This is a genomic window from Archangium gephyra, from assembly GCF_042230915.1.
In the GTDB taxonomy this organism is placed as follows: Bacteria; Myxococcota; Myxococcia; order Myxococcales; family Myxococcaceae; genus Archangium; species Archangium gephyra_B.
Window position 1 is genome coordinate 2,492,480 of the sequence record NZ_CP102578.1, and the last position, 23,371, is coordinate 2,515,850.

The following is a 23,371-nucleotide window of genomic DNA, read 5'->3' on the forward strand; positions in this document are numbered from 1 at the left end:
GTCACTTCTCCAGGCTCACCACCCCGTCGAAGGGGAGGGCGGGGGGATTCAACGCGTAACGCTCGCACCGTGCAAGGAGGGCCCGGCTGGGACCCTCGTCCGGATCCGCCGCGAGCGCCTCCTTCAGCACGCGGGCCGCCTCCTCGAAGCGGGCCTCCCGGTAGAGCGCGAGGGCCCGCTGGTAGCGCTCCACGGTGGCGCGCTTCGCCGCGGGCAGCGCTCCGGCGCGCGCCAGCAGCTCGTACACCGTCACCACCTCCTCCTTGCCCGCCACCCTCACCCGGTCCAGCTCGCGCGCCTCGATGTGCTCGCGCGCCATCGCGTAGGTGCGCGGGCCGATCATGATGGTGGTGTCATACGCCTTGTTGGCGCCCTCCAGCCGCGCGGCCAGGTTCATCCCATCCCCGATGGCCGTGTAGTCGAGCAGGTGCTCGCTGCCGAAGTTGCCCACGAACATCTCCGCCGAGTTGAGGCCGATGCGGGTGTAGACGTCCGGCAGGCCTTCCTTCTTGAGCTCGGCGCGCAGGGCCTCCACCTCGTCGCGCACGGCGAGCGCCGCGTGGCAGGCGAGCACCGCGTGGTCCGGCATGTTCAGCGGCGCGCCGAAGAGGCACACCACCGCGTCGCCGATGTACTTGTCCAAGCAGGCCCCATGCCTCATCAGCACCGAGCTGACGCGGGTGAGGTAGCGGTTGAGCAGGGCCGCCAGCGCCTTGGGGTCGTCCTTGAAGCGCTCGCTGAAGGAGGAGAAGCCGCGGATGTCGGAGAAGAAGGCGGTGATCTCCCGCGTCTCGCCCTCCAGCGAGGGCACCTTCTGCTGCTCCACCAACTGGTCCACCAGCGTCTTGTCCAGGAATCGGTTGAAGGCCAGACGCAGCCGCTCGCGCTCGCGGTTGGCGAACACGTGGTTGAAGGCCACCGCGGACAGCGCGGCGAGCTCCCCCGCGTAGACGGGCATGGCGTTGAGCAGGTGCACCCGGCCGTGCTCGAGGAAGAGGCCGGTGACGAGGAAGAAGCCGAAGAAGAGCAGCAGCGGCCAGGCGAGCTCCAGCATCGGCACGCGCACCAGCGTGATGAGCGCCACGGAGAAGAGCGCCACGCAGAAGGTGAGCAGCAGCGAGGCCCAGAAGGGCGCCTGGGTGATGAAGCCGCCGGACAGGAGCGACTCCAGCATCACCGCGTGTTTGACGAGCCCGGGGGCGTCGCTCTGGAAGGGCGTGGACTTCACGTCGCTGGTGCCCACCGAGAGCCCCCCCACCAGCACCACCTTGCCGCGGAAGGTGTCCGCGGGGATGACGGGCACGTAGGGCGTGCCCTGGCGCTGGTGCTCCTGGCGGCGGGCCCAGTCCTCCAGCACCGCGTACACGCTCAGCGCCTCGAAGCGGTCCTTCCAGCTGCCGCCGAAGTCCAGCTCGGCGCTGCCGTCCGGGTTGATGGGCAGCTCGCGGGAGCCGAGCTTCAGCTTGCCCGGCATCAGCTCGACACGCTCGGCGCCGAGGAGGTCCGCCACCGCGGCCAGCGACAGCGTGGCGTAGGTGTTGGCCCCGTCCGAGTAGGCGAAGCGGGTGCGGCGCAGGCGCCCGTCCTCGTCCTCCTCCTGCACGACGAGCCCGAAGCCCGGCGTGGCGCGCACCAGGGCGGGCAGGGGAGGCACCGGGTGGCGCATGAGCCGTGCGCCCGTGTCGCCCGGCTTCTGCTCCAGCGAGGGCAGCGTCAGGCCGGGGTGGTGCACGGGGAAGGCGAGCGCCCGGGCCACCTCTTCCGGCGTCAGGGGCGGAGGGCCCTCCGTCTCGGCGAACTCGGTGAAGTCCTCGCCACCCTCGCTCCCGGCGGCGGGGCGGACGCCGGGCGCGGGCGGCGGGGGCGCGTGGGCGAGCCGGTTGACGGGCTCCACCTGGGGCAGGGCGGGCTGGCCCGCGTTGATGCTGAAGCCGAGCGTGAGGGGAATGCCGCGCTCCTCCAGCACCTGCGCGAGCGCCAGGTCGTTGCTCTCGTCGGTGCCCCGCTCGTCCATCACCCCGTCGAAGACGATGGCACGGGCGCCCTCGTCCACGAGGTGCTCGAAGACGCGCGCCCAGAGGTTGCGCGAGTAGGGATAGACGCCGTAGTTGCGCACGTACGTCTCGTTGTCCCGGATGCCCTGCAGCGTCTTGTCGTCGATGCCGACGATGACCACGTCCTTCGAGCGCGGGTGGCCCCGGGTGAAGAAGGTGAGCCCCTGGTCATAGGCGCCCAGCTCGGCGTCGCTCATCCGCAGCAGATCGTATTTCTGACAGAGCGCCGCGCCCGCGGTGGCGAGCACGGCCGCCAGCAGGATGAACTTCCAGCTGTGGCGCAGGCGCAGGGCGTAGACGTGCAGGAAGGGCTTCACGGGCGGGCTCGAGGGGGCCGGTGCGTCATGGCCGGCATGTTACGGAAGGTAACGGTTCGTTTCCGCGCGTGACGCCTCGACGCGGTGCGTCCAGTACACAAGCCACCGGAAGCACGAGATTTCCGGGGTAGGCATGGCGCTTGCGTTGTAGGACTCCAACCTGAACCCGTTCCAACCCCTGGGGGAGACACCATGTTCGTTGCACCCAAGGAGCCCATCACCGCGCGCGCGCGCGTGAAGAGCCTGGAGGAGTACAACCGCCTCTATCGCCAGAGCCTGGAGGATCCCTCCGCCTTCTGGGGCGAGCAGGCGAAGCGGCTCGAGTGGTTCCACCCGCCGTCCAATGTGCTCGACGTGGACATGGAGGAGGTGGACTTCTCCTGGTACGGCGGCGGCCGGCTCAACGCCTGCCAGAACGCGGTGGACCGGCACCTGCACACGCAGCCGGACAAGACGGCCATCATCTGGGCGGCCAACGAGCCGGGGCAGTACCAGCGCATCTCCTTCCGCGAGCTCAAGCACCAGGTGGCACGCGTGGCCAACGTGCTCAAGGCGCACGGGGTGAAGAAGGGGGACCGCGTCTGCATCTACATGCCCATGACGCCCGCGGTGGCCTACACCATGCTGGCGTGCGCGCGCATTGGCGCGGTGCACTCAGTGGTGTTCGCCGGCTTCTCCGCCGAGTCCCTGAGAGATCGCATCCTCGACTCGGGGGCGCGCATCGTCGTCACCGCCAACGAGGCGCCGCGCGGCCCCAAGGCCGTGGCCCTCAAGTCGATCGTCGACCAGGCGCTGGAGGGCCTCACCCAGGTGGAGACGGTGCTCGTCAGCCGCCGCACGGACAAGGCCGTGCCCATGAAGGCCGGCCGCGACAAGGTGCTCGAGGACGAGATGTCCAAGCATCGCTCCACCTGCCCGGTGGAGTGGATGTCCAGCGAGGATCCGCTCTTCATCCTCTACACCTCGGGCAGCACCGGGAAGCCCAAGGGCGTGATGCACACCACCGCGGGCTACCTCGTCTACGCGGCGATGACGCACGAGTACGTCTTCGACATCCGCCCGGACGACATCTTCTTCTGCAGCGCGGACGTGGGATGGATTACCGGCCACAGCTATCTCATCTACGGCCCGCTGGTGAACGGCGTGACGACGGTCATGTTCGAGTCCACGCCCATGTACCCGGACGCGAGCCGGATGTGGCAGGTGGTGGATGACCTGAAGGCGACCATTCTCTACACGTCGCCCACGGCGCTGCGCGCGCTCATCCGCGAGGGAGACGCGTGGGTGAAGAAGTCCTCGCGCAAGAGCCTGCGGATTCTCGGCAGCGTGGGCGAGCCCATCAACCCCGAGGTGTGGCGCTGGTACCACGACGTGGTGGGCGAGGGCCGCTGCGACGTGGTGGACACGTGGTGGCAGACGGAGACGGGCGGCATCCTGATTACACCGCTCCCGGGGGCCACGCCGGCGAAGCCGGGCAGCGCGACCCTGCCGTTCTTCGGCATCGAGCCGGTGCTGGTGGACGAGAAGGGCGCGGTCATCGAGGGCAATGGCGTCTCGGGCAACCTGTGCCTGAAGCGGCCGTGGCCGGGCCAGGCGCGCACCATCTGGGGAGACCACCGGCGTTTCCGCGAGACGTACTTCTCCACGTACCCGGGGATGTATTTCACGGGAGACGGCTGCCGCCGCGACGAGGACGGCTACTACTGGATTACCGGCCGCGTGGATGACGTGCTCAACGTGTCGGGCCACCGGCTGGGCACGGCGGAGATCGAGAGCGCGCTGGTGGCGCACGAGGCGGTGGCCGAGGCCGCCGTGGTGGGCTTCCCGCATGACATCAAGGGCACGGGCATCTGCGCGTACGTGACGGTGAAGCCGGGCGACATGAGCTCCGAGCAGTTGGTGGGCGCGCTGAAGGAGCAGGTGCGCCGCATCATCGGGCCGCTGGCCACGCCGGACCGCATCCGCGTGGTGACCGGCCTGCCGAAGACGCGCTCGGGGAAGATCATGCGCCGGATCCTCCGCAAGGTGGCCGAGGGCCAGACGGACAGCCTGGGTGACATCACCACGCTGGCCGAGCCGCAGGTGGTGGACGAGATCGTCCAGCTCGAGCAGCGCGAGAGCGCGAAGGGGCGCTGAGGCCCCGCGGCCCGCTCCGGGTGGAGCCGCACCCGTTGGGTACCCTACCGGCCTGACGACCCAAGGGGGTGGTCAGGTCCGGAGGGATGTCCATGAAGCGGTGCTGCACGGTCGTGGAAGACGAGGTTCGCCTGCCCCACGAACAGCGACCCTTGCCTTCGCCCCCCTTGTAGAGGGGATTTGAGCAATCAATGAATGAGCACTTGCCTGAAGATTCCGAGCCACAGCTGGAACTGTCACTCCAGGCCAAGGGGCCCGATGATGCGCAATTGCTCATCACCGTTGCCTCTCTTGGCATGTGCCGAGCGTTGGCTGCCGGCACCCTGAGCCCGGACCATGCCTGTCAACGGCTTTTCGGACCGGCCTTGCTGACGCGGCTCAATCAAATGAATGCATGTCAAGAGCTTCGCCATGCCATCCACATGGCCACCGAGCTTGAAGACGTGGCAAATCTCATCCCGGACAAACTCGCCAGCGCGATCGCGGATGTCGAAAGCGAACTGCTGAAAGCGCTGGCAACGCTGTCCATCAAGAAACCCGCTGGAGACAAATGGCTGGTGCGTAGCAACAAGCGCATCGCGGGATGACCCTTCATGCATCGACGGCTTTGCTAGCGGGCGGGAGTTTCCTTCCCGGGCGCCTCGAACGTCATGCCCTCCACGCGAATCCGGCGCGGGCCGCCGTCCTTCTCGAGTACTTCCAGCACGAACCGCTCGGTGCCGGAGCTCGGCGTGTCGATGACGAAGCTCATCAACCCCACCTTGCCGAAGTCCACGCCCTCCTCGGGCACCTCCGCCTTCACGGCGCGCAGGCGCACCGCCTCGCCCGTGGCCTCCCGCCTCAGCGCGTACTCGCCCGGCCGCCAGCGCCGCTTGGGGTCCATGTTGAAGACGGAGATGACCACCACCGTCTGCAGCGGCATCCAGTAGGCGATGCTGTTGCCCATCATGCCCACCTTGCCACCGCCTCCCTCCTGGCCATTGATGGTGAGGCGGCCTGGCGACTGCCGCCGGTGCAACCATGAGGGCAGCTTCACCCCGCACTCGTGCGTCACGGGCTCGCAGCGGAAGCGCGACTCCTGCACGCCGCCGCTGCCCACGCGTGGTGCCTCGTCCTCCTCGGGCGAGCAGGTCATCCGCCCCCGCAGCAATTCATGCTGCTCGTACTCCAAGCACAGCCCCGCCAACGACTCCGCCAGTGCCGCTTCTTCCTCTTCCTTCGTCGGCGGAGGACGCCGGTACACCCGCACGTTCAGGTCCGTGCGCAGCTCGCCCCGCACCAGCGTCAGCTCCAGCCGCGTTCCGTCCTCATAGGCCACCGACAGGGGAAGGCGCTCGCCCGGCGTCAGGTCCCCCACCGCATCGAGCAGCAGCAGGTTGCCGTCCTGCTGCGCCATCCGGATGCGCCCGCCGGCCCCTTCCAGCGTCGTGTGCTCCAGATCGACCCGCCCATCCATCAACTCCACGACCGAGAGGAATTTCCGCGTCACCCGTATCTCGCGCTCGGAGGCGGAGGGCCGCTCGTGGAGCCTCAACTCGCGATCCTCGGGCTCCCAGCCCTCGGGCAGCCAGCTGCTCCTGGCCGAGGCCACTCCCGCGGCCAGGGGCAGGACCAGCAACAACAGGTGGAGGAGGGAATGAAGGGCGGGACGGGCTATCCGGCGAGTAGGATGGTTCATCGTATCTCCTGGGTTGGTTTCCACATACCGCAGGAGATTCCGGAAGTCACATTCCCGGACATGACCGCCGAAGTGGACTGGAGCTTGCCCGCCCGGCGCCGTCCCGGTTAGCTTGGGCCGCCTCACGGCGAAGGGTCCCGCGTGCGCTCCGTCTCCTGGGTGGCTCTCCTCGTGCCGCTCCTCTTTTCGTCCTTGTCAGCCGCCGCTCGGGAGCAGCCCGTCGAGCGCGTGTCCCGCAGGCGCGCCGTTCACGTCTCCGCGGCTCCCGGCGGGGCGCTCCCCGAGTTGTCCGTCGCGGGCGGCAGCGCCACCGTCATCACCACCGACGTCCCGCTCGGTCCCGGCGGCCCGGTGCTCCAGGACGAGCACGGGCGCGTCCGGCTCGTCCCGGTGGACGCGACCTCCTTCATCGTCCTGCCTTCCGCTGATCTCCCCGAGGGGGAGCGCCCGGTGCTCACCGTGCCGCTGCTGCCGGGCGATTCCCTTCAGCTCGCGCTCGTCACCCGCCGCGGCGAGGTGGATGGAGAGGTGCGACTCGTCCAGCTCCAGGCGCCCGTCGCTGGCCAGGAGGGCGTGGCTGACGTGGCCCGCATCCTCCAGGCCGCACCGGCGGCACAGGTCGGGCTGACCCTGCCGAAGCACTGGGTGACTCTGCGAGAAGGGATTCACGCGAAGGTCGACTCGGTCCTCCGGATTGGCCCGCACCTCTTCATCACGCTGTCGACGTTGCCTGGCTGGGATGACAATCCGTCTGCCCAGGACTGGGCGCGGCTCCAACTCCGCGCGTCCCTGCGGGATGGCTCCTCGCTGGTGCTGCCCCTGCTCCACGTTCCGCCGCCCTCCCCGGGGGATGCCGCTTGCCGGCACACCGTGGTGGCCACCTCTCCCGGAGGGACCGCGCACCTGTTGCTGGCGGTGGAAGGCTCGGCTCTCCCGGAAGCCGTTCTCGCACTGCCATGAACAAGGCCCTGCACCCCAACCAGCTGCGCCCGGGACACAGCGTGCGGGAGTACCTCGTGGTGCGCCGCCTGGGCGCTGGCGGCTTCTCCCTCCTCTTCCTGGTGGAGCACGAAGGCAACCCGTACGTCATGAAGATGGCGTTGCAGCCGGCCTCGGACGCGGACGAGGACCGCGTCGATGGCTGGATGCGCCGGGAAGCGGTCTCGCTGGAGCACCTTTCACACCCCAATCTGCTGCCCGTGCACGAGCTGGGGAGATGGCCGGATCCCCGGACGGGTTACTCCTTCTTCATCACGGACCATGTTCCAGGTGCCACCTTCCACGACTGGCGCTGGAACGAGCGGGCCACGCCCCACCAGTGGGTGGGCGTGCTGATCGAAATCCTGCGCGCCCTGCAGGCGATGCACGAGCGCGGGGTGTGCCACCGCGACCTCAAGGCCGACAACATCCTGGTGCGCGAGGGCGATGACTGGCCCTTCCTCATCGACCTGGGGGCCGTCCACCTGCCGTGCGCGCGCCCGCTGACGGAGGGGCTGGCGCCGGGCACGCTCTACTGTCAGCCCCCCGAGGCCGTCCGCTTCCTGTTGGGGAAGGAGGTCCTCGAGAAGGGCTCGCGTTTCGAGGCCCGGCCCACGGCGGACCTGTACGCCATTGGCATCCTCGTCTACGAGGCCCTCACGGGTCTGCGCCCCTTCGACCCGGCGCTGCCGCTGGAGCAACTGCTGGTGGCCATTCTCACCGTCTCGCCCGCCGAGCCCCGGCAGCACGCTCCCGAGGTCCCCGCCTCCCTCTCCGCGCTCGCCATGCGGTTGCTGGCCAAGGAGCCCGCGCAGCGTCCCACGAGCGCCCGGGCCGTGCGCGAGGAGCTGGAGCGGCTGCGGACGGAGGAGGGGCATCTGGCGTCCTGGCAGGTGCCGTCGGTGCCGCTTTCCGAAGGCGGGAGCACTCCGGCTCCGGCGGGCACGCACTCGGAGCCGGGCTCCCCTGGCGCGTCGGAGGGCCCCGCGAGCACGGGCCGTGCGAGGCGCTGGCCGGTAGTTCTCGTGGAGTGGGCCTTCGTGCTGGGACTGCTCGGGCTAGGTTGGTGGCTGCTTCACTTGCACCCTCACGTGGAGTCCACCGCGCCGGCCCCGCTGGCGCTCTCCGAGCAAGGAGCACCGCCCGTGCCGTCTTCCCAGTACCGTCAGGAACCTTCCGCCACCGCTCCCTCGCCCGAGGCCTCTTCGCGCTGGTGCGCCACGATGCGCGCCGTGTGGGGGGCGGTGCTCGTGCAACTCACTGGATGCGCCACCACGCCCGACGTGCGTCCGTACTCGGCGGGTTTCCTCGAGCGGTGCTCACCCGAGGCCCGCGCCACTCCGCTCGAGCTGGGTTTCAAGCCTGAATACCTCTATCCCACCTATATGACGTCAGGCACTCCAGCCTCATCGGCCTACCCTCGCGAGCAGGGTGGACCCCTCAACGTCAAACCTGGGCCTGTCAGGGCCTTCATGAAGCCGTTCAATGGCGGCCCGAGGTTCAACCTGGAGGGCGAGGCGAAGGTCACGCCGATGCGTGTCTACATCCGATTCAACCGTATCCAACGCCCTGACGGCTCCTGGTTGCCCATCTGCGGAGCCGCCGTCAGCTCGTGGGAGGAGGTGTACGGTATTCCGACGTATGAGGGCTACGCAGCGACCGGGGCTCCGTTGGATCAGGTGGACCGCGGCGAGGGCAGCGTCATCATCAACATGCCCCGGTTCGAGACCGCCATCGAGCCCCCCGAGGGGGAGCCTCGGCCCGACGTGCGTCAGGTGGATCCCAACGAGCACCCGGATCTCCACATCCTGAACCCGCCGAAGCGCCAGCACTACTGAGACGTCAACGAGTGTGGGGGCCTGGGGCGGAGCTCGTCCTCGAGATTGCCATGGAAGACAAGATCACGACCAAGGAAGCCTACGCGGCGATGTACGCCTACCTGAAGATGCTCCACGACATGACAGGCTCGGACGACCTGGGCGTTTTCTTGGGCAGCCTGTCGCTGCTCGAAGACGGTACGCCCGCGGATCCCGGTGTCTGGGACGACTGGATGCGTGCCGTACAACAGGCAAGGCTCGGTCAGGTCGATCTGACGCTGGGAAGCGATGAGGAGTGAGTCCTTGCCTGAGGGGTTGGAAGCTCAGGAGACTTGGCGCGCCGGCCTTCGACTCACTCGGAGGGAGGCCACTCCGTCAGATGCCGGAAGGGGCGGAGCCGCTCGAAATACTCCGGAGAACCCTGGGCGGGGCATGCGAGCACTGCCTCGATGAAGGCGTCCGGGGGCCGGTAGCCGTGGTCGGCGATGTAGTGGACGATGAGCTCCGGCGCGATGAAGAGATGGTGCTCCGAGGGAATCCACACGTTCCCGGCCCCACCCCGAGGCTTCTCCGCGCAGAACTGGCAGAAGTGGGGCCCGGCCATGACGAGCGGGGCCCAGGCCGTCTTCACATGCCGTTGGAGTGCCTCCAGGAAGGCGGGCTCCACGGTTCCCCGGGTGTACGGATGCTCGATGTCGAGCCATCCCACCGCGCGCAGCCCGGGGCCCGCGCCCACCATGCACTCCTCACCCATGTCCGGAAAGTACACGCGACCTCCTTCGAGCCGGGGGCACGCTACCACCCGGAGGTACTCGGGCGGGGAGCGTCAGGGGCGCTGGAATCACAACCGCCCCAGAGGATGGTCCACCTGGTTGCCTACCCATCAGGGGAGTTGCTGCCTTCTCCGCTCGTGACGACTCCGCGAGTCATCCTCCGAGCTTGACGGGGAAGGTAGAGGAAGCGGGCGGCGGCTCCAACCCCGGATGCCTTTTGCCAGGTGGGCCGAGCGTGCCGACCCTTGAGGGGATGGCGACCTCGCGACGATCCAAGACTTCCGCTCGTACGCGCTTGGGGACCTACCGCGCCAAGCGTGACTTCTCCCTCACCTCGGAGCCCGCTCCGGAAGTCCCGGCTGCGCGCAAGAAGGGCGGCCCCATCTTCGTGGTGCACAAGCACGACGCCACCCGGCTGCACTATGACCTGCGGCTGGAGATCGACGGCGTGCTGGTGAGCTGGGCCATTCCCAAGGGCCCCAGCTACGATCCGGCCGACAAACGTCTCGCCGTCCAGACCGAGGACCACCCGCTGGCCTACGCCACCTTCGAGGGCCGCATCCCCGATGGGGCCTATGGGGCGGGAGACTCGCTGCTCTGGGAGGAGGGCACCTTCGACACCGTGCCGCCGGGCCAGGCCTCCGAGCAGCTCGCGCGCGGACGGCTGCACGTGGTGCTGCACGGGCACAAGCTCGAGGGCGGCTGGCACCTCATCCGCACGCGCCCGGTGGGCACGAAGGCCCAGTGGCTGTGCTTCAAGGCCAAGGATGGCACCGAGCAGCCCGGCTACGACGTCACGGTGGAGCACCCCGAGTCCGTGAAGTCTGGCCAGAGCGCCACCCGCGGGCCCACCCGCCGTACCCGGCGCACCGCCGCGAAGCGTGCCCCGGCCCCACCCGTGCGCGCCTCGCGTCCCTCTCGCGCCAAGGGCAGCGTGCGCACACCCGAGGCGCTGCTCGGCAAGGTGTGGCCTCCCATGCTGGCCACGCTGGCCCAGGTGGATGCCACCGCCGACGCCGACTGGCGCTTCGAGGTGAAGTACGACGGCTTCCGCGCCATCGCCGCGCTCCAGGGCGGCCGCATCGCCCTGCAATCGCGCAATGGGAATGATCTGTCCCTGCGCTTCCCCACCATCTTCAAGGCCCTGGAGTCGCTCGGCGAGCACGAGGCCGTGGTGGACGGGGAGATCGTCGCCCTGGACCCCAAGGGCCGCTCGCGCTTCCAGTTGCTCGGCAAGGGCGTCGAGGAGCGTTACGTCATCTTCGATCTGCTGTGGCTCGATGGGGAGGATGTCCGCGCCCTGCCGCTGGAGGAGCGCCGGGCGAGGCTGGAGCGGCTGCTCGCGCGGGTGAAGCCACCGCTCGCCCTCGCCGAGCAGGTGGAGGGCAGCGCGAAGCAGTCGCTGGCGCAGGCGAAGCGGCGCGGGCTGGAAGGCGTCATGGCCAAGCGCGTGGGCAGCCCGTACTCCGCGGGCCGCGGCGCCGATTGGCTCAAGCTCAAGGTGCAGGCCAACCAGGAGGTCGCCATCGTGGGCTTCACGCCCATGGCCAACGAGCGGCCGGAGCTCGGCTCGCTCCTGGTGGCGGTGCGCGAGGGCGACACCTGGCAGTACGCGGGCAAGGTGGGCACGGGCTACTCCACGAAGGTGCGGCGCGAGCTGCGCACGCTGCTGGCCCGCGACGTGGTGAAGAAGTCTCCCGTGAAGGACGCCCCGTACGTGCGCGACGCCCTGCACAACGAGGAGGCCTTCTGGGTGAAGCCCCGCTACGTGGCCCAGGTGGCCTTCACCGAGTGGACGGAGGACGGCCGGTTGCGCCACCCGTCCTTCCAGGGGCTGCGCAGTGACAAGCGGCCCGAGGAGTGCGTGCGGGAGAAGCCGCGCAGCACCCCCGTGCGTGCCACGCGAGGCCCGCACCGGCGGACCGGGACGAAGGCGCGCAAGCAGACGCGGGCGGCGGGCAGGACGGCCGTGGCCCGGAAGCAGGCCCCTCGCGCCCCCAGCCCCGTGGCGCCCGTGGTGCTCACCCATGGCGAGCGGGTGCTCTTCCCCAAGAAGGGCTTCACCAAGGCGGACGTGTTCGCCTGGTTCCGCGACGTGGCGCCCCTGATGGTGCCGGCGCTCGAGGGCCGCCCGCTCGCGCTGCAGCAGTGGCCTCGCGGCGTGGACGAGCCCGGCTTCTTCCGCCAGGGGGTGCAGGGCACGCCAGACTGGCTCACCACCGTGTGCATCCACCACGAGGCCCGCTCCCTCCCCCACGTGGTGGTGGACCGGCCCGAGTCGCTGCTGTGGCTCGCCAACCAGTCCGCCCTCACCCTGCACATCTGGTCGAGCCGGGTGGAGCACCTGAAGGAGCCGGACTGGGTGGTGTTCGATCTCGACCCCGGGCCGGCGGGAACCTTCGACGATCTCATCCAGCTGACGCTCTCGCTGCGGCGCTACCTGGAGGGGCTGGGGCTGAGCAGCGTGCCGAAGACGTCCGGCAAGCGGGGCCTGCACGTGCTGGTGCCCCTGGCTCCCGGGCACACCTACGCGCAGGCCCAGGTGTTCGCGAACAGGGCCTTCGAGACCCTCGCCGCCGAGCACCCGCGGCTGGCCACCGTCGAGCGCTCCAAGGAGCGGCGCCAGGGCCTGCTGTACCTGGACGCCGGGCAGAACGCTTGGGGCAAGACGGTGGTGGCGCCGTACTCCCTCCGGGCCCTGCCCCATGCGCCCGTGTCCACGCCGCTCGCCTGGTCCGAGGTGACGCCACGGCTGAACCCGGCGCGCTTCACCCTGGACACGGTCCGACGGCGCCTGGACAAGGTAGGAGACCTGTTTGCCCCAGCGTTGGCTGGCGGACAGACGCTTCCACCCGCTTGAGGCCGCCGGAGTGATAGCGTGCGGCGCTTGTGAGCGTGAGCACGGATGACTGACGGAGCCGACAACCTTCTCCGGCCGCGGGAACTGGCCGGGCAATTGGCCGCCGGTGGGCGGTTGGACGTGGCGCTGGCCGAGCTGCGGCAGTTGGAGCGGCAGGGCCACCCCGAGGAGGCCGCCGCTGGCTTCGAGGCGCTCGCGAGGGCCTGGGGCCAGGGCAGCCAGTTGCTGCGCGCCATCGTGGCGTGCAAGGAACTGCTGCGGCTGGAGCCCGGCCACACGCGCACGCAGGCCTTCATCGCCAACCTCTATGCGCGCTACCCGGTGCAGCCCCAGGAGGGCGCGGCGGACCAGGTCTCCGCCGAGCTGGAGCTCCTGCCCGAGCGGGAGGACCCGGTGGCGGTGCCCCTCTTCTCGATGCTGTGCCGGGATGCCTTCGTCGCGCTGCTGGAGGCGGTGGAGGTGCGCACGTACGTGTCCGGCCAGCCGGTGATGCGCGAGGGGGACCCGGGCGCGTCCATGTTCTTCATGGTGGAGGGGAGGGGAGACGTCTGGCGGCTGCTGGAGGCCCGGGGGCCGCAGGAGGGGCCGGTGGTGGAGGGGGGCGTCTTCGGGGAGATGGCGCTCGTCACCGAGGGGCCCCGGCTGTGCACCGTGATGCCGTCGGTGCCCTCGGTGCTGCTGGAGCTGCCGCGGGCGCGGATGCTGGAGCTCTCCCGGAAGCATCCGCTGGTGGAGCGGGTGGTGCAGGCCTTCTGCCGCAAGCGCGCGGCGGACAACCTGCTGCGCACCCACCCCATCTTCTCTCCGCTGCGCCTGGAGCAGCGCCGGGCGCTGGCCCGGGAATTCCAGCTCCAGCGGGTGGCGGCGGGCACCACCCTGCTCACCGCCGGAACGATGGGGGATGCCCTCTACCTGCTGCTGCGCGGCCGGTGCACGCCCTACCACATGCACCCGGATGGCAAGGAGACGCCCTACCCGGTGCTGCGCGAGGGGGACGTGTTCGGGGAGATCTCCCTGCTGATGGGCAAGCCGGTGACGGCCATGGTGCGGGCGGATGTCCCCAGCGTGCTGCTGCGGCTGGACCGCTCCGCCTTCGAGAAGCACATCTTCAGCCAGCCCGGCATGCGTGACGCCCTGATGAAGATCGGCACCGAGCGCCTCCAGCGCACCGCCCGGCTGCTCGGGGACCGCTAGCCGGACGGCCCGTCGGGCCACCCGGACGGCCGGTGAAATCCTCCCCGACCGTCCGCCCCTGGCAGTGCCCGCAAGATCCTTTTGCAAGCCGCTTCCGGCGGGCCTAGAAGACCCGCAGGTTTGGACGGAAGGACGGCACGCACATGACGGACAGTTTCAAGAGCAAGAGCCAGCTCAAGGTCGGCTCGGCCACGTACGACTTCTACAGCCTCGCCAAGGTGGGCAAGGACCACGCGTCCGTGGCCCGCCTGCCCTTCTCGCTGAAGATCCTGCTCGAGAACCTGCTGCGCCACGAGGATGGCCGCGTGGTGAAGCGCGAGCACGTGGAGAAGATGCTCGCCTGGAATCCCAAGGCCGAGCCCGACACCGAAATCTCCTTCCACCCGGCGCGCGTGCTGCTGCAGGACTTCACCGGCGTGCCCGCGGTGGTGGACCTGGCCGCCATGCGCGAGGCGCTCGCGGAGATGGGGGGAGATCCCGCGAAGATCAACCCGCGCAACCCGGCGGACCTGGTCATCGACCACTCCTTCCAGGTGGACGTGTTCGGCACCACCGACGCCTTCCGCGCCAACGCTGAGCTGGAGTTCGAGCGCAACCAGGAGCGCTACGCCTTCCTGCGTTGGGGCCAGAACGCCTTCAAGAACTTCCGCGTGGTGCCCCCGGACGTGGGCATCTGCCACCAGGTGAACCTGGAGTACCTGGCCCAGGTGGCCTTCCGTCAGGGCAACGTGGTGTGCCCGGACTCGCTGGTGGGCACCGACAGCCACACCACCATGGTCAACGGCCTGGGCGTGGTGGGCTGGGGCGTGGGCGGCATCGAGGCCGAGGCCTCCATGCTCGGCCAGCCGATCACCATGCTGATTCCGCAGGTGGTGGGCTTCAAGCTCACGGGCAAGCTGCCGGCGGGCGCCACCGCGACGGACCTGGTGCTCACCGTCACGCAGATGCTCCGCAAGAAGGGCGTGGTGGGTAAGTTCGTCGAGTTCTACGGCAACGGCCTCCAGAGCCTGTCGCTGCCGGACCGCGCCACCATCGCCAACATGGCGCCCGAGTACGGCGCCACCATCGGCTTCTTCCCGGTGGACGAGGAGAGCCTCAACTACCTGCGCTTCACCGGCCGGCCCGAGGAGCTCGTCGCCCTGGCCGAGGCCTACTTCAAGGAGCAGGGCCTCTTCCACACCGCCAACACCCCGGACCCCATCTTCAGCGACACGCTGGAGCTGGATCTGTCCACCGTGGTGCCCAGCCTCGCCGGCCCCAAGCGCCCGCAGGACCGCGTCACGCTCAAGGACATGAAGTCCGCCTACGAGAAGTCGCTGGTGGAGATGCTGGCGGCCGGCAAGAGCAAGGGCGAGGACGATGAGGGTGGCGGCAAGGCCAAGGCCCCCGCGGCCCCGGTGCCTCCCGAGCGCCTCAAGCAGACCGTCACCGTGAAGGCCGGCAACCAGAGCTACGAGCTGGGCCACGGCGCCGTCGTCATCGCCTCCATCACCTCGTGCACCAACACCTCCAACCCGGCGGTGCTCCTGGGCGCGGGCCTGCTGGCCAAGAAGGCCGTGGAGCGCGGCATCAACGTGAAGCCCTGGGTGAAGACGAGCCTCGCCCCGGGCAGCCGCGTGGTGACGGACTACCTCAAGGAGGCCGGCCTCATGCCCTACCTGGAGGCGCTCGGCTTCCACGTGGTGGGCTACGGCTGCGCCACCTGCATCGGCAACTCGGGCCCCCTGCCGGACCCCGTCGCCGAGGCCGTCACCTCGGGCGACCTCGTGGTGGCCGCGGTGCTCAGCGGCAACCGCAACTTCGAGGGCCGCATCAACCCGCACGTGCGCATGAACTACCTGGCCTCGCCGCCGCTGGTGGTGGCCTACGCGCTCGCCGGTGAGGTGGGCAAGGACCTGGACACCGAGCCGATCGGCACCGACCGCAACGGCCAGCCGGTGTTCCTCAAGGACATCTGGCCCTCCTCCGAGGAGATCCAGCGCTTCATCAAGTCCGCGGTGAAGCCGGAGCAGTTCCGCAGCCAGTACTCGCGCGCCATGGAGGGCGACCAGCTCTGGCAGCAGCTGCAGTCCGGCGGTGGCAACACGTTCAAGTGGGACCCCAAGTCCACCTACGTGCGCAAGCCCACCTTCCTGCAGAACATCCCGGCCGAGCCCAAGCCGCTCGCCGACATCAAGGCCGCCCGGGTGCTCGCGCTGCTGGGTGACTCCGTCACCACGGACCACATCTCCCCCGCGGGCAACATCGCCAAGACGAGCCCGGCGGCCAAGTACCTCATGGACCAGGGCGTGCAGCCCAAGGACTTCAACTCCTACGGCGCGCGCCGCGGCAACCACGAGGTGATGGTGCGCGGCACCTTCGCCAACATCCGCCTGAAGAACCTGCTGGTGCCCGGCGTGGAGGGTGGAGTCACCGTCCACATCCCCAGCCGCGAGCGGATGAGCATCTACGACGCCTCCATGAAGTACCAGCAGGACGGCACCGCCCTGGTGGTGCTCGCCGGCGCCGAGTACGGCACGGGCTCCAGCCGTGACTGGGCCGCCAAGGGCACGGCCATGCTGGGCATCAAGGCCGTCATCGCCAAGAGCTTCGAGCGCATCCACCGCTCCAACCTCATCGGCATGGGCGTGCTGCCCCTGCAGTTCGAGGCGGGCCAGGACGCCCAGAGCCTGGGCCTCACCGGCCACGAGACGTTCGAGATTACCGGCATCTCCACGGACCTGGCTCCCCAGAAGAAGCTCACCGTGAAGGCCACCGGCGAGGGCGGCACCAAGGAGTTCACCGCCCTGTGCCGCATCGACACGCCCAACGAGCTCGACTACTACCGCCACGGCGGCATCCTGCTCTACGTGATGCGGCAGCTGGCCAAGGCGTAGTCGTGTGTAGGTCTCCCTCTCCCTCGGGGAGAGGGCGGCTCCCCTCCAGGCGGCCCGGCGTGCCCTTCTCGGCGCGCCGGGCCGTCTGCTTTGGGCCCGAGTACGTGCCCGGAGCAGTGTCTTCGACTGAACCGTTGTAGTATCCGGGTCCCCTCGGCGCCGCTCCCCCCCGGCCCGAGGCCGTTGGAACACGCGAATGGGTACTGAGTCGAATCCGGGCAACGACACCGCACAGGACGCGGAGCAGGATCTCCAGCAGCGCTTGCTGCTGGCGACGCCGCAGCACACCACGCGCGGCTTCCTGTTCTCCTCCCTGCTGCGGGTGGTCCGGGAGCTCGGCGGGGACGAGGCGGTGGTGAAGCGCTGCCTGGCGGCCAGCGGCGAGAAGGCCTTCGTGGAGTTCTTCAACTATCCCACGCGCTCGCTGCTGCTGTTGCTCGGCGCCGCGGCCGGGGCGCTGAGCAGCAAGCTGGGCGGCTACGAGGAAGTGCTGCGGCAGATCGGCTTCAAGGCGGGCTCCAGCTACATGGAGACGCCGGTGGGGCGCACGGCGCTGCAGCAGGCGGGAGGCACGCCCCAGCAGTTCATGATCGCCCTGCAGACGCTCTACTGGGTGCTGACGACGTATGGAAAGCCCGCGCTGACCTGGCCGGGCGCCAACCAGGGCGTGCTCACCATCGAGGTCACCTTCATGCCGCTCGCCTACCATGTGGGGGGAGCGCAGGCGATCGCCAAGAAGCTGGGCGTGAAGAACGTGAACGTCACCGCGCGCAAGACGGGCGAGCTGAGCATCGCGCTGGAAGTCACCTGGTAGCGCGGGGGCTCACGCCTCGCCTCACACCTCCTGGCCTCACACCTCCTGGAGGCGGGCCCAGGCGGCGCGGTAGCGGGCCAGCCGCTCCGCGTCCTTGGCCGTGACGGCCGGCAGCCGCCGCACGTCCATGTTGTCCTCCAGGTCCGCGCGCTTCACCCGGCGCGCCAGGGGATGGGGCAGCACGCGCTCGATGAAGGCCTCGTACGTCTCGCCCTCGCGCTTCGTCAGGCAGTCCAGCGCGCCCAGCACCTCCTCGGGGTAGCCCAGAGCGCGCAGCCGCTCCAGCGTCCAGGGCGAGTCCTCCACCACGTCGTGCAGGATGGCCACCATCCGCTCCGTCTCCGTCTCCAGGCGCATCATCACCCGCAGGGGGTGGAGGATGTACGTCTGGCCGGCCTTGTCGCGCTGGCCCCGGTGGGCCTCCACGGCCAGGGCGATGGCGTCCTCCAGGGTGGGTCCGCTCATGCCGCTCACCACATGCCTTTCTTGCTGCGCTGGGCCTTCTTCTCGCCCTCGCGCTTCTTGGTGTCCAGACGGCGCCGCTGGGAGCCCTTGGTGGGCTTCGTCTTGTGGCGCTTCTTGGGCACATAGGTGAGGGCCTGGAGCCCCTCGCGCAGGCGCTCGAGCGCGGCGCCCTTGTTCTGCGACTGGCTGCGGCGCTCGGTGCCGGTGACGGACAGGCCGGTGGGCGGGTGGGTCAGGCGCACTCCACTGGCGGTGGTGTTGCGGTGCTGGCCGCCCGGGCCGGAGGCGATGAAGAACTCCACCTCGCAGGTGCGGAGCAGTGCCTCGTCATCCAGGGCGAGCGCTTCCAGCGCGGCGTGTCGGCGGGAGGGTTCGACGGTCATGGGAGTTCCAACCTAGTCGTACGGGGTGTCGCGTGCACCCGGCCTGACGGGGCGGGCGGTGCGGGCCTGACCGGGGGCGGGGGCGGTGATGACGCGCCGCTCTATACGCGGGGAACCCCTGGGACACCGGAGACACCCGGAGAGTCGTGTGTCACCCAGTTGCTTATAAGTCAGGGTTGTCTGCATATGAGTGTGCTCAGTGCCTGACTGGCGGAGTCAGGACGTGGGGGCTTGAGGCCCTGGGTTGGAGCGCGGGGGGGCTGTGTGGATGACGCAAGCCTTGCCTCGTATCCGTCGTTGCCGAGGCATGAACGAGAGGGATGCATGAGGGTAAGCACCTTGTCGAGAAGCCTGGTGGTGACGCTTCTCCTGGCCGTGACCTCGCTGGTGGTGGGATGTGGGGAGAGGGAAGGAGAAGACGATGGGCCGCTGCGGCAGCACCGGGCGCCCGTCATCATCGTGCAGGGCAAGCCCTACCGGCTGGCGGCGGGGTTGGGGCACTCGCTGTACGTGACGCCGACCGGCACGGTGTGGAGCTGGGGCAACAACGCCCAGGGGCAGCTGGGGGATGGGAGCACCACCCAGCGCCTGACGCCGGGGCAGGTGACGGGCCTCACGGGCATGATGGCCGTGGCGGCCGGCAACAACCACTCGCTGGCCCTGGGCGAGGACGGCACGGTGTGGGCGTGGGGGGGCAATGGGGATGGGCAGGTAGGTGATGGCACCACCACCACGCGCCCGCTGCCGGTGCAGCTGCCGGGGCTGACGGACGTGCTGGCGCTCGCCGCCGGCAACCTCCATTCGCTGGCGCTGAAGGCGGACGGCACGGTGTGGGCCTGGGGGAACAACGCCTTTGGCCAGCTGGGGGAGGGCACCACCACCGGCCGCAACGTCCCGACGCAGGTGCCGGGGCTGACGGAGGTGACGGCCATCGCCGCCGGGGACACCCACTCCATGGCCCTGCGCGCGGACGGCACGGTGTGGGCCTGGGGCATCAACTCCTCCGGCCAGCTCGGGGATGGCACCACCACCCCGCGCGCCCTGCCGGTGCAGGTGGTGGGCCTCACGGGCATCGTGTCCATCGCCGGCGGCAACGCCCACGCGGTGGCGGCGGACTACGAGGGCCAGGTGTGGGCCTGGGGGGACAACTCCCGGGGCCAGCTCGGAGACGAGGGGACGGCCCCGTCCCTCACGCCGGTGCGGGTGCACGGCCTGACGAGCATCGTGGCCGTGGCCAGCGGGAGCCACCACGCGGTGGCCCGGCACATCGACGGCTCCGTGCTGGTCTGGGGAGACAACAGCCAGGGCCAGGCGGGCCAGAGCGTCGCCAGCCCGCTGCGCCTGCCGAGGCTGGTGCCCGGCGTGTCCGGCGTGCAGGCCCTGGCCTGTGGCAACTCCTACGTGCTGACGGGGCGCAGCGACGCCAGCGTGCAGGGGTGGGGCGCCAACTCCTTCGGCCAGCTGGGCAATGGCAGCGCCAGCTGGCGCCCCGTTCCGGGCCCGGTGCAGGGGCTGTCCGGCATCGGGGCCCTCTCCGCGGGGGACGTGCATGCACTCGCCTTGCGGCCGGACGGGACGGTGTGGGCCTGGGGCGACAACGGCCAGGGCCAGCTGGGGGAGGGCACCTTCTCCGCGCGCCCGCTGCCGGTGCAGCTGCCGGGGCTGTCGGGCGTGACGGCCGTCGCCGTGTCCAGCTACCACTCGCTGGCGCTGAAGGCGGATGGGACGGCGTGGGCCTGGGGTGACAACACCTACGGCCAGCTCGGCGAGGGCCCGGGTGGCAAGCGCACCACGCCCGGGCAGGTCCCGGGGGTGACGGACGTCACGGGCCTCGCCGCGGGCGGCTACCACTCGCTGGCGCTCAAGGCGGATGGGACGGCGTGGGCCTGGGGCGACAACACCTACGGCCAGCTCGGCGATGGCACCGCCTCCTTCACCCCGCGCGCTCCGGCCCAGCAGGTGACGGCGCTCACGGGGGTCACCCGCGTGGCCGCCGGCCTCTACCACTCGCTGGCGCTCAAGTCGGACGGGACGGTGTGGGCCTGGGGCGACAACTCCTACGGCCAGCTCGGCGAGGGCACCACCACCGCGAGCAGTGTCCCCGTGCAGGTGCAGGGGCTCACCAACGTCGTCTCCATCGAGGCCGGGCCCTACCACTCGGCGGCGCTGCGCGGGGACGGCACGGTGTGGATGTGGGGGGACAACTTCTACGGCCAGCTCGGGGATGGCACCACCACCCCCCGCTCCCTGCCGGCCCAGGTCTCGGGCCTGGCGGGCCCCATCTCGGCCCTCTCCTCCCGCGGCAGCCACGTGCTGGCCCTGCGCACCGACGGCCAGCTCTGGACGTGGGGACGCAATGCGACGGGCCAGCTCGGCGTGGGCAACAACACCTCGGTGAGCACCCCGGTGCGGGTGCCGGGCTTCTCGCGCGTCACGGCCGTCTCGGCCGGGGGCCGCATGTCCATCGCCCTGCGCGAGGACGGCACGGTGTGGGCCTGGGGCGACAACACCTACGGCCAGCTCGGCAACGGGGCCACCAGCGCCTACCCCTTCCCCGTGCAGGTGCGGGGCAATCCGCGCCCCGCTCGGCTCTCCGCGGGCAATGGCCACTCCCTCTACGCGCGCAACGATGGCGTCGTGTTGAGCTGGGGCAACAACGGCGACGGGCAGCTTGGCGTCACGGACGTCGCCTACAGCGAGGCGCCCTTCGTGGTGCCGGACCTGCGCTGCATCGAGGTCGTGTCGGCGGGTGCCTTCTACTCCCTGGCGCTGCGCTGCGATGGGACGGTGTGGGGCTGGGGTGACAACGCCTCCGGCCAGCTCGGGGATGGCACCACCACCTCGCGCGCCACCCCGGCGCAGGTGCAGGGCCTCACCAACGTCGTGGCCATCTGGGCGGGGGCCCACCATGCCGTGGCGGTGCGCGTCGACGGGACGGTATGGGCCTGGGGTGACAACGCCTCCGGCCAGCTCGGGGATGGCACCACCACCTCGCGCACCACCCCGGTGCAGGTGCAGGGGCTGCTCGGCGTCAGGAGCGTCGCGGGCGGCGCCGGCCACTCCCTGGCCCTGCGCGAGGACGGCACGGTATGGGCCTGGGGTGGCAACGCCTCCGGCCAGCTCGGGGACGGCACCACCACCTCGAGCTCCCTCCCGGTGCTCCTGCCGGCGCTCACGGACCTCCAGGCCATCGCCGCCGGGGGCGCGCACTCGCTGGCGCTGAAGGCGGACGGGACGGTGTGGGCCTGGGGTGAGAACTCCACCGGCCAGCTCGGGGACGGCACCACCACCTCGAGCACCGCGCCGGTGCAGGTGCCAGGCCTCGCCAACGTCACCGCCCTCGTGGCCGGCCAGGCGCACTCGCTGGCCCTGCTGGCCGATGGGACGGTGTGGGCCTGGGGTGACAACACCTTCGGCCAGCTGGGGGATGGCACCGACCTGCCCAGCTCCCTGGCGCTCCAGGTGCCGGAGCTCGCCGAGGCCACCGTCCTCGCCGCCGGCGCCTCGCACTCGCTGGCGCTGAAGTCGGACGGCACCATCACCACCTGGGGCGGTAACGAGTACGGACAGCTGGGGGATGGCACCCCGGGCTTCCGGAGGGCGCTCCTGGACTGACGGGCGCCACGCCCTGGTGACGGAGTCTCTCGCGCGGCCCACCCGGAGCAGGGGGATGGGCCGCGTTGCATTTCCTCACCGCGCCAGGCGCTTGCGGTGCAGCAGGGGCTTGTTGTCCTGGAAGAGGTAGCGTGCGAGCCGTTGGCCGAACGTCAGCAGGACGATGCCCATCAGCACCTGGGCGCCGAGGATGATGCGGTTGACGTCCACCGCCGGCATCCAGCGCACCTTGCCATTGCGCAGGACGAAGGCCCCGGCGGGCCGGGCGTTCAGGCCGAAGCCGCTGCCGTAGCCCTTGCCGGCGCTCTCGGCCCCCTGCGCTCCCTCGGTGGTGGGAGCCTCTCCGCCGCCTCCCCCTCCGCCTCCGGTGACGCGGGCCGCGGGGACCAGCGTCACCTCGCCCTGCTGGATGGGATCTCCGAAGACGCGCCGCACATTGAAGGCGTCGCGAGCCCTGTCGATGACCTCGTTGACATCCATGGTGTCTACCCCCGTGCTCGAGCCTCTCCTGGATGAGGTGCGCACCCGCCAGGGGGTCGGCACCAGGCACTCGGCCGGAGGCACTCGCGGCCCCGGAGGACCGGGCGGGCGGCCCTCGGAAGGGACGGGGGCGGTGCTCTCCAGATGATAGGCACTCACTCTCATTTTGAGAGTTCTGCTCCCCCGAGGCTGGCCGCGGCCCATGTGATTCCAGGGGGTTGCACGTTGGCAAGCGGGTTGCTGTAGGGACAGGCCAGGGAAGCACTCTGACGGAGACGACTCAATGGCCATCGAGACCTGGCGGATCGACACCACCCACTCTTCTATCGGCTTCACGGTGCGGCACATGGTGGTGGCGCGGGTGCACGGCCGCTTCACGCGCTACGAGGGGCGGCTGTTCATGAACGGCGACGTGCTCAAGGCGCAGGCGGAGGTGAAGATCGAAGCGGCGAGCCTCGACACCCAGGTGGAGGCCCGGGACAACCACCTGCGCTCGCAGGACTTCTTCGACGTGGGGGCCTTCCCGCGCGTCATCTTCCACAGCAAGCGCGTGCAGGCGGCGGGCAAGGACCGCTACGTGGTGGTGGGGGACCTGACCCTCAAGGACACCACGCGCGAGGTGGCGCTGGAGACGGAGTTCCTCGGCCGGGTGACGGACCCGTTCGGCACCGAGCGCCTGGCGTTCAGCGCGCGCACGAGCATCGACCGCAAGGACTTCGGGCTGACGTGGAACAAGGCGCTGGAGACGGGCGGGGTGCTGGTGGGCGAGCGCATCGACATCGAGCTGGACGTGCAGGCGGTGAAGGCGGCGGCGGTGGAGAAGGCGGCGTGAGGCGGAGGACGGCTGGCCGGACGCTCGGCCGGCGTGAGGCGGCTGGCGGGTTGCTGGCCAGCGTGACGGGCCTGCTGGGCGGGACGCTGCTCGCTCGAG

The 23,371-nt window shown here is 70.1% G+C and carries 17 protein-coding genes; 11 read left to right on the top strand and 6 right to left on the bottom strand.

What is annotated here, in order from left to right; translation table 11 throughout:
* Position 1: 1 nt before the first annotated feature.
* On the bottom strand, positions 2-2,371 hold the full coding sequence (locus NR798_RS09920; protein ID WP_375771206.1) for a CHASE2 domain-containing protein: 2,370 nt from the start codon (positions 2,369-2,371) through the stop codon (positions 2-4).
* A gap of 192 nt (positions 2,372-2,563) precedes the next feature.
* Between NR798_RS09920 and acs the strand changes: the two genes are divergently transcribed.
* Both acs and NR798_RS09930 read left to right on the top strand, forming a co-directional pair.
* Positions 2,564-4,507: an acetate--CoA ligase gene (gene acs / locus NR798_RS09925; RefSeq protein ID WP_375771207.1), complete on the top strand. Its 1,944-nt coding sequence runs from the start codon at positions 2,564-2,566 to the stop codon at positions 4,505-4,507.
* A gap of 191 nt (positions 4,508-4,698) precedes the next feature.
* On the top strand, positions 4,699-5,094 hold the full coding sequence (locus NR798_RS09930) for a DUF3969 family protein (RefSeq protein WP_375771208.1): 396 nt from the start codon (positions 4,699-4,701) through the stop codon (positions 5,092-5,094).
* 23 nt (positions 5,095-5,117) lie between these two features.
* On the opposite strand, the gene NR798_RS09935 is transcribed toward NR798_RS09930, so the two are convergent.
* The gene (locus NR798_RS09935) at positions 5,118-6,185 is read right to left on the bottom strand and encodes a DUF2381 family protein (protein ID WP_375771209.1); all 1,068 of its coding nucleotides are present in this window, start codon (positions 6,183-6,185) and stop codon (positions 5,118-5,120) included.
* A 171-nt stretch (positions 6,186-6,356) separates the two neighbouring features.
* Between NR798_RS09935 and NR798_RS09940 the strand changes: the two genes are divergently transcribed.
* Genes NR798_RS09940 through NR798_RS09950 form a run of 3 tightly spaced genes read left to right on the top strand, consistent with a single transcriptional unit; the run spans position 6,357 to position 9,279 of the window.
* Positions 6,357-7,145, top strand: a complete 789-nt coding sequence (locus NR798_RS09940) for a DUF2381 family protein (protein WP_375771210.1) — start codon at positions 6,357-6,359, stop codon at positions 7,143-7,145.
* The gene (locus NR798_RS09945; RefSeq protein WP_375771211.1) at positions 7,142-9,001 is read left to right on the top strand and encodes a serine/threonine protein kinase; all 1,860 of its coding nucleotides are present in this window, start codon (positions 7,142-7,144) and stop codon (positions 8,999-9,001) included. The genes NR798_RS09940 and NR798_RS09945 overlap by 4 nt, the downstream gene beginning before the upstream one ends.
* Positions 9,002-9,051: 50 nt before the next feature.
* Positions 9,052-9,279, top strand: coding sequence for a hypothetical protein (locus NR798_RS09950; RefSeq protein ID WP_375771212.1), 228 nt, complete (start codon positions 9,052-9,054; stop codon positions 9,277-9,279).
* Between the two features lie 53 nt (positions 9,280-9,332).
* Here NR798_RS09950 and NR798_RS09955 read toward each other — a convergent pair whose 3' ends face one another.
* Entirely contained in the window at positions 9,333-9,749 is a 417-nt protein-coding gene (locus tag NR798_RS09955) for a hypothetical protein (RefSeq protein ID WP_375771213.1), read from the bottom strand.
* Positions 9,750-10,048: 299 nt separating this feature from the next.
* Here NR798_RS09955 and ligD point away from each other — a divergent pair, with 299 nt between their 5' ends.
* The 4 genes from ligD (at position 10,049) to NR798_RS09975 (ending at position 17,497) form a co-directional block, all read left to right on the top strand.
* Complete coding sequence (gene ligD, locus NR798_RS09960; protein ID WP_375771214.1) at positions 10,049-12,613, top strand: DNA ligase D; 2,565 nt, start codon at positions 10,049-10,051, stop codon at positions 12,611-12,613.
* Between the two features lie 45 nt (positions 12,614-12,658).
* On the top strand, positions 12,659-13,807 hold the full coding sequence (locus NR798_RS09965; protein WP_375771215.1) for a cyclic nucleotide-binding domain-containing protein: 1,149 nt from the start codon (positions 12,659-12,661) through the stop codon (positions 13,805-13,807).
* Positions 13,808-13,950: 143 nt separating this feature from the next.
* Positions 13,951-16,683: an aconitate hydratase AcnA gene (acnA, locus tag NR798_RS09970; protein WP_375771216.1), complete on the top strand. Its 2,733-nt coding sequence runs from the start codon at positions 13,951-13,953 to the stop codon at positions 16,681-16,683.
* A gap of 196 nt (positions 16,684-16,879) precedes the next feature.
* Complete coding sequence (locus NR798_RS09975) at positions 16,880-17,497, top strand: TIGR02265 family protein (RefSeq protein WP_375771217.1); 618 nt, start codon at positions 16,880-16,882, stop codon at positions 17,495-17,497.
* Positions 17,498-17,533: 36 nt separating this feature from the next.
* Here NR798_RS09975 and NR798_RS09980 read toward each other — a convergent pair whose 3' ends face one another.
* Both NR798_RS09980 and NR798_RS09985 read right to left on the bottom strand, forming a co-directional pair.
* A complete protein-coding gene (locus NR798_RS09980) occupies positions 17,534-17,962 on the bottom strand; it encodes a GTP pyrophosphokinase (RefSeq protein WP_375771218.1) in 429 nt (142 codons plus the stop codon).
* A 5-nt stretch (positions 17,963-17,967) separates the two neighbouring features.
* On the bottom strand, positions 17,968-18,345 hold the full coding sequence (locus NR798_RS09985) for a peptide chain release factor-like protein (protein WP_375771219.1): 378 nt from the start codon (positions 18,343-18,345) through the stop codon (positions 17,968-17,970).
* Between the two features lie 354 nt (positions 18,346-18,699).
* Between NR798_RS09985 and NR798_RS09990 the strand changes: the two genes are divergently transcribed.
* Positions 18,700-21,960 (top strand): RCC1 repeat-containing protein, encoded by a 3,261-nt coding sequence (locus tag NR798_RS09990; RefSeq protein WP_375771220.1) that lies wholly within the window; start codon positions 18,700-18,702, stop codon positions 21,958-21,960.
* A gap of 75 nt (positions 21,961-22,035) precedes the next feature.
* Here the strand turns inward: NR798_RS09990 and NR798_RS09995 are convergent, their stop codons facing one another.
* The gene (locus tag NR798_RS09995; protein ID WP_375771221.1) at positions 22,036-22,440 is read right to left on the bottom strand and encodes a GerW family sporulation protein; all 405 of its coding nucleotides are present in this window, start codon (positions 22,438-22,440) and stop codon (positions 22,036-22,038) included.
* 283 nt (positions 22,441-22,723) lie between these two features.
* Between NR798_RS09995 and NR798_RS10000 the strand changes: the two genes are divergently transcribed.
* Positions 22,724-23,272 carry a YceI family protein gene (locus tag NR798_RS10000; protein ID WP_375771222.1) on the top strand — a complete coding sequence of 183 codons (549 nt, stop codon included), beginning with the start codon at positions 22,724-22,726 and terminating at the stop codon, positions 23,270-23,272.
* The last annotated feature ends 99 nt before the right edge of the window (positions 23,273-23,371 follow it).

Coding starts and splice junctions, on each gene's coding strand:
- acnA (WP_375771216.1), top strand. CDS start 13,951: ATGACGGACAGTTTCAAGAGCAAGAGCCAGCTCAAGGTCGGCTCGGCC.
- NR798_RS09995 (WP_375771221.1), bottom strand. CDS start 22,440: ATGGATGTCAACGAGGTCATCGACAGGGCTCGCGACGCCTTCAATGTG.
- NR798_RS09975 (WP_375771217.1), top strand. CDS start 16,880: ATGGGTACTGAGTCGAATCCGGGCAACGACACCGCACAGGACGCGGAG.
- NR798_RS09935 (WP_375771209.1), bottom strand. CDS start 6,185: ATGAACCATCCTACTCGCCGGATAGCCCGTCCCGCCCTTCATTCCCTC.
- NR798_RS10000 (WP_375771222.1), top strand. CDS start 22,724: ATGGCCATCGAGACCTGGCGGATCGACACCACCCACTCTTCTATCGGC.
- acs (WP_375771207.1), top strand. CDS start 2,564: ATGTTCGTTGCACCCAAGGAGCCCATCACCGCGCGCGCGCGCGTGAAG.
- NR798_RS09980 (WP_375771218.1), bottom strand. CDS start 17,962: ATGAGCGGACCCACCCTGGAGGACGCCATCGCCCTGGCCGTGGAGGCC.
- NR798_RS09930 (WP_375771208.1), top strand. CDS start 4,699: ATGAATGAGCACTTGCCTGAAGATTCCGAGCCACAGCTGGAACTGTCA.
- NR798_RS09945 (WP_375771211.1), top strand. CDS start 7,142: ATGAACAAGGCCCTGCACCCCAACCAGCTGCGCCCGGGACACAGCGTG.
- NR798_RS09985 (WP_375771219.1), bottom strand. CDS start 18,345: ATGACCGTCGAACCCTCCCGCCGACACGCCGCGCTGGAAGCGCTCGCC.
- NR798_RS09965 (WP_375771215.1), top strand. CDS start 12,659: ATGACTGACGGAGCCGACAACCTTCTCCGGCCGCGGGAACTGGCCGGG.
- NR798_RS09950 (WP_375771212.1), top strand. CDS start 9,052: ATGGAAGACAAGATCACGACCAAGGAAGCCTACGCGGCGATGTACGCC.